At 35.0% G+C, this 12040-nt stretch carries 12 protein-coding genes and 1 pseudogene; 6 read left to right on the top strand and 7 right to left on the bottom strand.

From position 1 onward, the window contains the following. Positions 1 to 33 precede the first annotated feature (33 nt). Together hemH and ABWU24_RS03435 are read right to left on the bottom strand one after the other, a co-directional pair. Entirely contained in the window at positions 34 to 996 is a 963-nt protein-coding gene (hemH, locus tag ABWU24_RS03440) for a ferrochelatase (protein WP_341815552.1), read from the bottom strand. Continuing rightward, on the bottom strand, positions 993 to 1802 hold the full coding sequence (locus ABWU24_RS03435) for a hypothetical protein (protein WP_225416284.1): 810 nt from the start codon (positions 1800 to 1802) through the stop codon (positions 993 to 995). The genes hemH and ABWU24_RS03435 overlap by 4 nt, the downstream gene beginning before the upstream one ends. Positions 1803 to 1916: 114 nt before the next feature. On the opposite strand from ABWU24_RS03435, the gene ndk reads away from it, so the two are divergent. The 6 genes from ndk (at position 1917) to folD (ending at position 6689) form a co-directional block, all read left to right on the top strand. Further along, positions 1917 to 2336 (top strand): nucleoside-diphosphate kinase, encoded by a 420-nt coding sequence (ndk, locus tag ABWU24_RS03430; RefSeq protein ID WP_015587995.1) that lies wholly within the window; start codon positions 1917 to 1919, stop codon positions 2334 to 2336. 122 nt (positions 2337 to 2458) lie between these two features. Beyond that, entirely contained in the window at positions 2459 to 3637 is a 1179-nt protein-coding gene (locus tag ABWU24_RS03425) for an aspartate aminotransferase family protein (RefSeq protein ID WP_341815551.1), read from the top strand. A gap of 68 nt (positions 3638 to 3705) precedes the next feature. Next, positions 3706 to 4983 (top strand): HlyC/CorC family transporter, encoded by a 1278-nt coding sequence (locus ABWU24_RS03420; RefSeq protein ID WP_341815550.1) that lies wholly within the window; start codon positions 3706 to 3708, stop codon positions 4981 to 4983. A gap of 9 nt (positions 4984 to 4992) precedes the next feature. Then, a complete protein-coding gene (locus ABWU24_RS03415; RefSeq protein ID WP_006014634.1) occupies positions 4993 to 5250 on the top strand; it encodes a DUF2312 domain-containing protein in 258 nt (85 codons plus the stop codon). Continuing rightward, positions 5243 to 5818, top strand: coding sequence for a UbiX family flavin prenyltransferase (locus ABWU24_RS03410; RefSeq protein WP_264330718.1), 576 nt, complete (start codon positions 5243 to 5245; stop codon positions 5816 to 5818). The genes ABWU24_RS03415 and ABWU24_RS03410 overlap by 8 nt, the downstream gene beginning before the upstream one ends. Further along, positions 5802 to 6689, top strand: coding sequence for a bifunctional methylenetetrahydrofolate dehydrogenase/methenyltetrahydrofolate cyclohydrolase FolD (folD, locus tag ABWU24_RS03405; protein ID WP_341815549.1), 888 nt, complete (start codon positions 5802 to 5804; stop codon positions 6687 to 6689). Before ABWU24_RS03410 ends, folD begins: the two co-directional genes overlap by 17 nt. 99 nt (positions 6690 to 6788) lie before the next feature. Here the strand turns inward: folD and ABWU24_RS03400 are convergent. The 5 genes and pseudogenes from ABWU24_RS03400 to leuS form a co-directional block, all read right to left on the bottom strand. Then, positions 6789 to 6926: pseudogene (locus ABWU24_RS03400) on the bottom strand (cell envelope biogenesis protein OmpA); the annotation flags it as partial. A 12-nt stretch (positions 6927 to 6938) separates the two neighbouring features. Further along, positions 6939 to 7944, bottom strand: a protein-coding gene (locus ABWU24_RS03395) for an IS630 family transposase (protein WP_353274215.1) whose coding sequence is annotated in 2 segments (ribosomal slippage) — positions 6939 to 7433 and positions 7435 to 7944 — 1005 coding nt in all. Because the reading frame shifts where the segments join, the coding sequence is not laid out codon by codon here. 19 nt (positions 7945 to 7963) lie between these two features. Further along, a complete protein-coding gene (locus ABWU24_RS03390) occupies positions 7964 to 8665 on the bottom strand; it encodes a cell envelope biogenesis protein OmpA (RefSeq protein WP_353274441.1) in 702 nt (233 codons plus the stop codon). Positions 8666 to 8775: 110 nt separating this feature from the next. Further along, positions 8776 to 9459: a hypothetical protein gene (locus tag ABWU24_RS03385; protein WP_341816071.1), complete on the bottom strand. Its 684-nt coding sequence runs from the start codon at positions 9457 to 9459 to the stop codon at positions 8776 to 8778. A gap of 120 nt (positions 9460 to 9579) precedes the next feature. Next, the gene (gene leuS / locus ABWU24_RS03380; RefSeq protein WP_353274439.1) at positions 9580 to 12039 is read right to left on the bottom strand and encodes a leucine--tRNA ligase; all 2460 of its coding nucleotides are present in this window, start codon (positions 12037 to 12039) and stop codon (positions 9580 to 9582) included. Position 12040: the final 1 nt, after the last annotated feature.

The following is a 12040-nucleotide window of genomic DNA, read 5'->3' as shown; positions in this document are numbered from 1 at the left end:
TGTTATACCATAAAAATCTTAAAAGATAAAGTGCTATAAATCAGGACCTTGAGAATGATCTAAACATAAATCTGCCAAGCATTTGATAAATAAGAGATCAGTACTGAGAGTTGGTACGCGAAAATAATATCCGTCTTTGATAATTGCTTTATACTCTATATCAAGTTCAACCAGTGTTTCCGAATGTTCAGACACAAAAGATATAGGTGATAAAACTACGGGTATATCATCGGCTTTTGCGCGTGACAATTCACTTTCAGTGCTAGGCTCCAACCATTTTACTGGGCCAACCTTACTCTGATAACATATTCCCCAATCAAGATCTTCAATATTCAATTTTTTTACTATTAACTTTACTGTTTTTTCTATCTGTGAAGCGTAAGGGTCGCCTTTTTTAATGATACTAAGAGGCAAGCTATGAGCTGAAAACAGTACTCTTGGCTTACCGATTTTGCTAGCTAACTTGTAGTACTTAGCTGTCAGATTGGTGTAAGCTTCAATAAAGTCTTCATTGTCATAATAATTATTGATTATTGTTGTGTTACATTCTAGGCTATGTTTTTTGGCATTTTTTTGCCAATTCTCGATGGATGATAGAGTTGTGGTGGTTGAATATTGTGGATATAGTGGTAACAGAATGATTTCGTCAGGGTCGAATTGCTTTACGCTTTTAACAACTTCATCAGCAAATGGATGCCAATAACGCATGCAGATGAATATCTTATACACATGGTTTCCATCTTCATTTAATTTTAGTTCTAAAGCATCAGCTTGTGCTTTTGTATTCTCCAAAATTGGAGACTTACCTCCAATGTGCTCGTATATTTCTTGTGCAGTATTTTCTCGCCTTTTGGAGATAAACTTTGCTAAAAGAAAGCGGAAAGGATTGGGTAGATTGACTATTCTTCTATCATAAAAGAGATTAAATAAAAAAAGACGAACTGCACTCAGTGAATCAGGCCCGCCTAGGTTAAATAAGATTACTGCCTTCTTCACTGACAACACCTTGCTTCAGGTTTGCCTATAAAATCAGCTACACACTCATCAAGTTTAGTTACAGGCACTAAATTTCTCACACTAGCATACAATAGATGGCCAGATCTCTTCACGTTACTCTGTGTAGATACAAAGTTTCTATCAAAAACCACATCAACACAGAAACTTGGAACTGCTTCAAGAAGCTCAACAGCAGCCAAAGATATCATTATGCAGCTTTGTAGGGCCTTCAGAAGAATAGTAAGGGGAAAAAGTAAAAACCTAACAAAGAGAGAGGGAGGACTTTCATTCATTAGTTGTCCTGGATTAGGAGAATTATACTCAATATGCTGTCTGTTTTTATCAAAGATAGGAAATTTTATAATGTCTTTCTTAAATTCCTGCTCTATTTGTTTCTCGGTATAATTTTCATTATTAGTCATTTTTTTCAATAACTTTTCACGCAAGTGAAAGGTTCTTATAACAAAACATGTTGCAATCATCAATGCAGCGCATGTAAGTGCACACTCCTTAAGACTTATACTACCTATCATAGGTAATGCAAGACAAATAAATGGCACTATGATTGTCATTTCAAGAAATGGAATGATGTTTCTTTTTATTGCAAAAAAAGCGCCTTCTTTTAATTTTGTATTACGATATGCGCTATACTCCAAATAACTCAAACACGCCAAATTAAAAGTTAAAAATCCCTTTGTTCCACAAAAAATTGATGATTTTAAATTATTAACAAATGTTTTAGCAGAAGATTCAGTTTCAACCGGTTGTTTGGTAGTAGATTTAGTTTTTTTACAACAAGCATGCATACAATACTCTCTTGATGGTTTATTCTTAACTATAAGTGAAAAATTGCTTTTATCAAATCAAAGTTTATAATAAAATAAACCTATAAATATACGATCTTAATATAAGGAAATAATATGGCAATTGAGAGAACACTTTCGATATTAAAACCTGATGCAGTAAAAAATAATATTACAGGCAGTATAAATTCTTACATTGAAAAATCTGGACTAAAAATTATAGCACAGAGAAAGATGCTGCTGACAAAAAAACAAGCAGAGCTGTTTTATGAAATTCATAAGGATAGGCCTTTTTTTGAAGAGTTGGTGGAATTTATGACTTCTGGGTCTGTGATAGTTCAAGTTTTAATTGGTGAAAATGCAGTCAGTAAATACAGACAAATCATGGGTGCTACAGATCCAAAACAGGCAGATAAAGGTACAATTAGGGGTGATTTTGCTAATGATATTAGTGAAAATAGAGTGCATGGTTCTGATAGTCTAGAGAATGCTCATAGAGAAATAGCTTTCTTTTTTGCTGAATGTGAATTGGTGTAGTTTTACTTTTTTACATATTAAATTTCTGAATTTTATGTTGAACTGTATAATATTAGCCCAATTTTTAGTTGAAGCAATATTAAGGGAAAGCTTTTTCATGCACAGTATAGATAATATTTAAAATGGATCATGTTGTTAATGCTTATAATAGATCTGAAGCTTCTATAGTTAGAGGAGAAGGAGTATATCTCTTCGACAAGGATGGTAAAAAATATTTAGACTTTGCTGCAGGAATTTCTACAACCTCTCTAGGGCATTGTCATCCATACATTACAGATAAACTGAAGGAGCAACTGGATTCATTATGGCACTGCTCTAATATTTTTACTATTCCCCAGCAGGAAAGGCTTGCTCAGCGGTTAACAGAACTTACCTTTGCCGATAAAGTTTTTTTCTGCTCAAGTGGACTTGAAGCAACAGAAGCTGCAATTAAATTTATTCGCCGCTATTTCTACTTAAATGGACAAGAAAAGCGCAGTCACATCATTACAATTGAAGGAGGTTTTCATGGCCGCAGTATTGCTGCAATTTCAGCTGGGGGAAATGAAAAATCACGCGAAGGTTTTGCTCCACTCCTTTCTGGTTTTGATAAAATTCCAAGAAATAACATTGAAGCATTAGAAAAGAAAATCAATAGCGAAACAGCTGCCATATTTTTAGAGCCCATACAAAGTGAAGGCGGAGTACATCCATTGGATGTAGAGTATCTTAAAAAAGTAAGAGAGATAACAAAAGCTCAAGGAATAATTTTATGCTTTGATGAAGTGCAATGCGGATATGGACGGATTGGCTCTCTATTTTACTATCAAAATATAGGAGTTGAACCTGATATGCTCACTTGTGCGAAGGCTATGGGTAATGGATTTCCTCTGGCTGCATGTTTAGTAAAAGATTATATAGCAGAAGCAATCACTCCAGGAACTCATGGGTCAACTTATGGAGGTAATCCACTTGCTATGACTGTTGGTAATGCAGTACTCGATGTAATGCTAAAGGAAGGCTTTTTTGACCATGTTAAGAAGGTCAGTAAATATCTAAAAGAAAAGTTGTTGCCTTTGACTGAAGAATTTCCGAAGATCGTTTCAGAAGTTCGTGGGGAGGGTTTATTGATAGGGATAGAGCTTAGAGTACCTTTGGCTGATAAAATTGTTAAACAATCTCTTGACAAAGGCTTAATAATGACTAAAATTTTAAATAATAGGGTAATAAGAATAACTCCTCCACTTGTTGTTGAGAATATGCATGTGAATGCAGTGTGTGATATATTTCATGATTTATTTTTTTATATTAAAGATATATAGACTTGCAAATGCTTCTTACAACATATAAAATCAACTTTGTTTCTATATCGCAATAACATCATACTTTAATGAATTGGTTATTGATTTCAGTATTGTCAGCAATTTTTTTCTTATTGATTTTATCGTTTTTGTTCTCAGGAGCAGAAATAGGGTTAACCTCAATTAGCCGATCCCGAGTGAATAAACTAAAGCTAGAAGGTAACAAAAGAGCCAAGATAATAGAGCTTTTGTTAGGTAAAAAAGAATTAACAATAGGAACAATATTAGTATTCAACACAATTATTAACATTACTTGCTCTGCTTTATTTACAGCAATATTTATAAATTCTTTTGGGAGCGAGGGCATACTTCTTGCAACATTTATGATGACGTTTTGTATTTTGCTATTTTGTGAAGTTTTACCAAAAACTTACGCCATGCAAAATCCTGAAAAATTTACATTACTTTCTGCTTATTTTATGCTGTTTTTTGTCAAGGTTCTTTCTCCATTGACATTAGGCATTCAGTTTATTGTCAATATCATTCTGAAGTTATGTGGGCTTCATAAGAATAGGGAGGTAATATCTGCAGCAGATGCAATGCGTAATATGATTACTCTTCACCGCAGTGAGGGCACTATGTTACAACAGGATTTAGATATGCTAAATAGTATACTTGATTTGGCTGAGACAGAAATATCACAAATTATGACCCACAGGAGAAACTTATTTTCTCTTGATATAGATCGAAACAAAGAAGAGTTAATAAGAGAGATTTTAACCAGTAGCCATAGCAGAGTACCTTTATGGCAAAAAGAACCAGATAATATTGTTGGAGTGGTTCACGTGAAAAATCTAATAAATGCCTTGCGTGAAAAGGATAATAAAATAGAGATTGCCAAAGTTATGTCAAAGCCTTGGTTTATACCAGAAAGTACGCCACTCAGTGTACAACTTCACAACTTCCGTAAAAACAGGAAACACCTTGCATTTGTTATTGATGAGTATGGAGCACTACAGGGAATCGTAACTCTTGAGGATATACTGGAAGAAATAGTTGGAGAAATTTCAGATGAACATGATTTGATCACAGAGAATTTTATAAAAAAGATATCCGATAATATGTATCACATAGAAGGAAAATCTACTATTAGGGATATTAATAGACAGTTACATTGGGATCTTCCCGATGAAGAAGCTACAACTCTAGCAGGTATGATTGTAAACGAGATAGAGCGCATTCCTGAAGAAAATGAAGAGTTTTCCATGTACGGTTTTTACTTTAAGATTTTAAAAAAAGATAAAAATATTATTACTATGATTGAAGTACAAGTAAAAACTGATAATACTGTAGTAGCAATTAATTAGTTGGGTTCTATGGAAGATACAGTAAAAATAACGGCTGAAGATTTGAAGAGCTATATAGAGAGAATCGAAAAACTTGAACAAGAAAAGAGGGATGTGCAAGATCACATTCGTGATGTATATGCAAAAGCTGCAGATGAAGGTTGGGATATAAAAGTGATGAAACAGATTATTAGGCTAAGAAAGATGGATGATGATGACAGGGAGGAACAGGAAATATTACTTGATACCTACAAACGTGCATTGGGAATGAATTACGAAGGTGAATAGTAGGATTGTAATTGGAATAAGTGGAGCATCTGGTTCTATTTACGGTGTACGGATTCTAGAGGCACTAAAAAATACCAATCATGAAACTCATTTAGTGATCAGCAGTGCTGGAAAAATAACTATAGCTCATGAGATTAAAGAAAAACTTGAAGATATTATATCGCTTGCAGATTTTTACTATTCTGAAGAAAAAATAGGAGAAAAAATAGCAAGCGGCTCATTTAAAACCTCAGGTATGGTTATTGCTCCATGTTCTATGAAAACAATGTCTGAAATAGCATCGGGGGTGACTTCCAATCTATTAACAAGGGCTGCAGATGTAACTCTAAAAGAAAGAAGAAAATTAGTTCTTATGGTGCGAGAATCTCCACTACATCTTGGACATCTCCGAAATATGTTAAAACTAACGGAGATGGGAGCAATTATTGCTCCGTCGATGCCTGCTTTTTATATTAAACCAAAATCTTTGGATGATATTGTAAATCATTCTGTTGGTAAAGCATTGAATTTATTTGATATCGCATTACCTGACTTCAAGGAGTGGCAAGGAAATGTCAATTATTATTAACGGTAAAAAAATAGCAAATGATCTCTGTGAGGAGCTATCAAAAAAAATTGATATTTTAAAGAAAGAGTATAATGTTTTTCCTTGTCTTAAAGTAATTCTTGTGGGTAGCAATCCAGCAAGTCAGGTCTACGTTCGTAATAAACAAAGAAAAGCAGAATCAATAGGCATAAGTTCTGAAACTATTGTTTTGCCTGATAGTATCTCAGAAGATGAATTGATTAAAAAAGTCAATACATTAAATGAAGATCCATCTGTGCATGGAATTTTAGTTCAGTTACCTTTACCAAAGCACATCAGTGCAAGCAGAATAATTAATACAGTAAGTGTTGAAAAAGATGTAGATGGCTTTCATGATGAGAATGTTGGCAGGTTAGTTAAAGGTGAAAAAAATTGTCTGATACCTTGTACTCCCAAAGGTTCTTTGCATTTAATTAAGTCAGTTGAAAATAATCTGTCCGGTAAAAATGCGGTAATCATTGGCAGATCAAATATTGTGGGTAAGCCAATGTTTCACCTATTGTTGCAAGAAAATTGCACTGTTACCATTTTGCATTCACAAAGTAGGGATTTAGCTGATTATTGCTCTAAGGCGGATATAGTAGTTGCAGCAGTTGGAAAGCCAAATTTTGTTCAACCAGATTGGATAAAAAAAGGTGCAATAGTGATTGATGTTGGCATAAATAGCATTAACATAGGAAATCAAAGTAAGCTTGTGGGTGATGTTGACTTTGAGAGAGTAAAAGAAAAAGTCAAAGCTATTACTCCAGTGCCTGGTGGAGTTGGCCCGATGACAATAGCATTTCTTATGATAAACACTGTAGTTGCTGCTTGCTTACAGCGGGAAGTTGATCCTTCTGATTTTATTGCTTAAGGTTTAGCTTAATGTTAGCATAAACAGAGTACCCTTGCAAATAGCACATATATAGCACCGAGCATACAACTGTGTATAAGGATTCAAAGTGTTCATAGCTTAAAAATTATAACGTATACCTACTTCTATGATTGTGTCTGGTTTTTTCATCGGTGGTTTAAAGCCACTTAATTGACCACTTGCAGCAATAGCAACTGTGCCAACTATCTGCGGAATAATTTCACAATCAACACCTAATACCAAAATCCATTACTGACCGAACAAATAAGAAACATTACAAACTCGTTTAATAGTAGTACTGGAAATATTGACAATAAAATTACACAAAACATCTTCAAGTAAACCTATGGTATCGTAGATACTATTGCGTAAAGTATTGTATTTGATATATTGCCACAACCTTTCAACAGGATTCAGTTCCGGTGAATAAGGAGGCAAGTATATGATGGTAATGTTTTCCTGAATTTTCAAACTTTTTGATCTATGCCAACTTGCACAATCCATTACAAGAAAGGCTTCTTTCGTGCCTAAATCTTTCGACATCTGCTCCAGAAATATATTCATACAATCAGTGTTTACATATGGAGCAAGTAGGCTAATTTTCTTACCACTTCTTGGATTTACCGCACTGTAGATATAGAAATTTTGTCTACCAATTTTCATTTTAACCTGTGTTCTGACCCCTTTTTTAAACCATCCGTGTCCGATTTTTGAATGAGTTCCAAATCGTGATTCATCAAAAAAATACCTCCTTTTCAGGGTGGGAATTGACTATTTTATTGAAGTATTTTTTAAACTCTTCTTGCTTGTTTTTATCTTGTTTATGGTGAATTGGCCTCGGTGTTATGTAAGAAAACTTCATCCTTTGTATCTCACGGTGCACTGTTGATTTGCTAATGTTTAGGCCAAATTCCTCTGAGATTTTTATTTGCACTTCCTTAATAGTAATATTTGGATTTCTTTCTACCCATATTTCAATTTGCTCACGTTGATTTTTGTTTAATTTGCTTTTTCTTCGCCGCTGAGACGGGGAAAATAATCTTTCTACTCTACCAAATTTTAGATGCTTTATCCATTCAGTCAAAGCAGTCCTTGAAATTTTACATATTCTTGCCACAGCGCTTATACTACTTTCTTTTCCTGCTATCACCGCTTGTAACTTTTTTGAAACATATGCGTTATTTCTGACCTTTTTTAACATTTCTTTCGCCAAATTTACAACTTTTTCGTCTAATAGTTTTGACCTTAATGCCATTTATACCTCTCTATTTTATCTACTTTAGTATCACTTCTTTCCCATTATTGTCTATCTGTTCTTTATATAGTGGGAATTGGTATAACTTTACTTTATAGGAAATAGAACTCAGTATTTTATCTACTAAAGATGAATCAGCAGTTGTATCAGCTCCATCATCGTTATTAGATTCATCAGCAAATTGTGGAACTTTTTGTGGTGCTTCAGCTCCATTGTCATTAGCTGTATCATTAACGCCAAAGCCAAAAGGGATTATTTGGGGATACCCACCTAAACCTACACTGGCATATAGCCTAACGGGATCAATTTCAAGATCAGGATAGTAAAGGTAATTTGCCAATAAACTAGCTACTACTTTCCTTTTTTCTTTATCAGTTATATCACTTATGTCAGCAAGAACCTCAAGTTCAAACTTAGAATTTTGATTATGGTGATAACCAAAAACAACGCTAGGTTTCAATTTAAAGCTTTCACCCCATCGAGTCCCAAAGTTTAAACCGACATAACCTACATAGTACTGATCTTCGTACTGGTCTTCATATCGATCTTCGTATTGATCTTCACAATGATCTTTGTGTTGATCTTCATACTGATCTTTGTACTGGTCTTCATACCGATCTTTGTACTGGTCTTCTAACTCACTTGCACCATTACCAGCCGTACTTGCTAAAGCAACCAATACAGCGAGCACTTTCATCGCTCTCATATAATTCATACACATTACTTCCTTAAAACAGACTGAAATAAGTGTTCAAACATACTAGCAGCAAGTTTTGAGCATTGCTTGTGGTTACACCTAACCATTAAACATGTACGCAATGTTATCCAGCATTAAAAATTATAACGTATTCCTACTTCTAGCATCGCGTCCGGTATTTGTAATGGTGGTTTAAAACTACTTAGTTGCCCACCCATGGTCATACCAGCTGTACCAATTATCTGCGGAGTAATTTCATAATCAACACCTAACTTTACTTTATAGGAAATAGAACTCAGTATTTTATCTACTAAAGATGAATCAGTAGCTGTATCAGTTCCATCCTCGGAAATAATGTCCTCAGCAAATTGTGGAACTTTTTGTGGTGCTTCACCTGGACCTATATCGCCCTCTTTGTCATCTTTTTGAACTTCACCTTCACCTTCACCTTCATCAGCTGTATCACTAACACCAAAGCCGAAAGGTACTACTTGGAGATAACCACCTAAACCTACACTAGCATATAACCTAACGGGATCAATATTAAGCCCAGGATAAAAGCGATAGTTTGCCAATAAGCTAGCTCCTATGCTCTTTAATGACTTAACATTACTGAGAACCTCAAGTTCAAATTCAGAGTTTTCGTCATGATGGTAACCAAAAACAACGCCAGGTTTCATTTTAAAGCCACCACCCCAACCAGCACCAAAGTTTAAACCTGCATAATATTTATCTTTCAACTCACCTATAGGATCTCCTGCACCTGCTAGAGATGAAGTGAGCAACACAGCTAAAACGCATAATCCCTTTATTTTCATATAACTACCCATACAAAAAAATATATAATGCACAAGTATATATCCTTTATATTAAAAAAGATATAACTACATATTAAAAAAAGTATACCTATGAAATTAGGAACATGCTACTCAAAATTTTTATATAACTATATTTACTATCCTATTTGGTACAGCATATACGGCGCGAATTTCGCTTTGACCAACTTTATTAGATATAGAGTCTATTGCTATTTTCTTTAATTCTTCTTGAGGTAAATCAGTTGCCACTTCAATGGTCGCACGTAACTTTCCATTGATCTGCACTGCTACAGTCACCATATTATTAATTAGTAGTGATTCATCAGCTTTTGGCCAAGGTTGCATATATAGCATGCCTTCGCCTCCTATTTTTTGCCATAAATTTTCAGCCAGGTGTGGCATGAATGGCTCAATTACTCTGATTAGTATGCATATACCTTCATCAATAAGAGATTTTCCAGTTTTTACGTCTATTTCAGCTATTAAATTTGTCATTTCACGGAATTTCGCTACCACACAGTTTAATCTGCAGTTTTCCAAGTCATCTGTAAGTCCGTGTAAGAGTTTATGGATTTTTTTTCTATATTCTAGAAGTTTGCCTGTAACTCCTTCATTATCATAGTGTATGTTTACGGGCCTTAGCTGAATTACCATACGCCACAATTTATTTATATAGCGAGAACAGCCTTCTACGCCATCATCTGACCATTCCATATCTTTTTCTGGAGGAGTGTCAGACAATACAAACAAGCGAGCAGTATCAGCACCGTACTTCTCTATGATAAAGTTTGGGTCAACTGTATTCTTCTTTGACTTACTCATCTTTTCGACTTTTCCAACTTGGATCTTAGCACCCTTCGCAACCAACTCTTTTGCTTCTTCGGGAAAGAGGCATTTGCCATTCTCATCTTTATAAGTTACATGACAGACCATTCCTTGAGTGATTAAAGTAGAGAAAGGCTCTTTAACATCAAAATAGCCACATTTAGTTAAAGCACGGCAGAAAAACCTTGAGTAAAGCAAATGTAGAATTGCATGTTCTATTCCACCTATATAATAATCAACAGGCATAAAACGATTACAAGCATCTTTATTAATCGATTTATTTTCACTGCAAAATGCAGCAAAATACCAAGAAGATTCAAAAAAAGTGTCAAATGTATCAGTTTCACGTTCTGCTTGCTTTCCGCACTTTGGACAATCAACAAATTTCCAAGTTGGGTGCTTATCCAGGGGATTACCACCACTTGTAAATTCTACATCCGTTGGTAGAACAACAGGGAGGTCTTTTTCTGGAACTGGAACAATTCCACAATCTTTACAATGTATAATAGGTATAGGACATCCCCAATAACGTTGCCTTGAAATTCCCCAATCGTGTAGACGATAGTTTATTGTTTTCTTACCTATTCCTTTTTCTTCAAGCTTTTTAATAATTACTTCCTTTGCCTCATTAATCATTAGTCCGTTTAAGAATTCAGAGTTGAACATCACTCCATCACCGAAGTACGGTTCTTTTAAGATCTCTGTGCTCTCTTCACAAACTACAGGAATAATCGGTAAACCATACTTCTGCGCAAATTCAAAATCACGCTGATCATGTGCAGGGCAACCAAAAATCGCACCTTCTCCATACTCCATCAACACAAAATTCGCTACGTACAGTGGCAACTCTTTATCAAGAAATGGATGTTTGACATTTAATCTTGTGTAAATCCCGATTTTTTCATCATTCTCTCCCTTTGCCTTCACACTGTCGATAAAGCCTTGTATGTCTTCGTCCTTAAGATTTCGCACAATAGGATGCTCTGCTGCTATTGCAAGAAAAGAAGCTCCAAATAAAGCATGAGGACAAACTGTAAAAACCTTTAATTTCTTATTCAAGCCAACTATTTCAAACTCTATAGTTGCCCCTTCAGATTTTCCTATCCAGCGCTCTTGCATAGTTTTGACTTTTTCTGGCCAGTTTTTTAAACTTTGCAGACAATGAAGCAAATCTTCAGCAAAATCAGTAATCTTTAAAAACCACTGAGATAACTTACGTTTTTCAACAACTGCACCTGATCGCCATCCTTTTCCATCAATCACTTGCTCATTTGCAAGCACTGTTTGATCTACTGGATCCCAATTAACCCACGACTCTTTTCGATAGGCAAGCCCATGCTTTAAAAAATCCAGAAAAAATTTCTGTTCGTGTTTGTAATAATCGGGATCACATGTGGAAAGCTCGCGATTCCAATTATAGGAAAGACCTATAGATTTTAGCTGTGCACGCATATTGTCTATATTCTCTTTTGTCCACGCCGCAGGGTTAATCTTGTTGTCTCTTGCTGCATTTTCAGCTGGTAATCCAAACGCATCCCAGCCAATTGGGTGCAAAACCTCAAATCCACGAGCTCTCTTGTAACGTGCTATTACATCCCCTATTGCATAATTGCGCAGATGCCCCATGTGAATCTTACCAGATGGATATGGAAACATCTCCAACACGTAACATTTCTTCTGTTTACTATCTTTGCTTACAGAAAAATTCCACTTATTTTGGTAGAATTTTTCAACGTTTTTAAAATCATATTTCATA

This window comes from Wolbachia endosymbiont (group B) of Hofmannophila pseudospretella, assembly GCF_964028515.1.
Lineage (GTDB): Bacteria > Pseudomonadota > Alphaproteobacteria > Rickettsiales > Anaplasmataceae > Wolbachia.
The sequence above is the reverse complement of the archived record's forward strand: the minus strand, read 5'-3'. Positions and strand labels throughout refer to the sequence as shown.

What these genes read in the sequence shown, in the direction of transcription:
- leuS (WP_353274439.1), bottom strand. Translation starts at nt 12,039, where the DNA reads ATGAAATATGATTTTAAAAACGTTGAAAAATTCTACCAAAATAAGTGG.
- ABWU24_RS03385 (WP_341816071.1), bottom strand. Translation starts at nt 9,459, where the DNA reads ATGAAAATAAAGGGATTATGCGTTTTAGCTGTGTTGCTCACTTCATCT.
- ndk (WP_015587995.1), top strand. Translation starts at nt 1,917, where the DNA reads ATGGCAATTGAGAGAACACTTTCGATATTAAAACCTGATGCAGTAAAA.
- folD (WP_341815549.1), top strand. Translation starts at nt 5,802, where the DNA reads ATGTCAATTATTATTAACGGTAAAAAAATAGCAAATGATCTCTGTGAG.
- ABWU24_RS03390 (WP_353274441.1), bottom strand. Translation starts at nt 8,665, where the DNA reads ATGTGTATGAATTATATGAGAGCGATGAAAGTGCTCGCTGTATTGGTT.
- ABWU24_RS03420 (WP_341815550.1), top strand. Translation starts at nt 3,706, where the DNA reads ATGAATTGGTTATTGATTTCAGTATTGTCAGCAATTTTTTTCTTATTG.
- ABWU24_RS03425 (WP_341815551.1), top strand. Translation starts at nt 2,459, where the DNA reads ATGGATCATGTTGTTAATGCTTATAATAGATCTGAAGCTTCTATAGTT.
- ABWU24_RS03415 (WP_006014634.1), top strand. Translation starts at nt 4,993, where the DNA reads ATGGAAGATACAGTAAAAATAACGGCTGAAGATTTGAAGAGCTATATA.
- ABWU24_RS03435 (WP_225416284.1), bottom strand. Translation starts at nt 1,802, where the DNA reads ATGCATGCTTGTTGTAAAAAAACTAAATCTACTACCAAACAACCGGTT.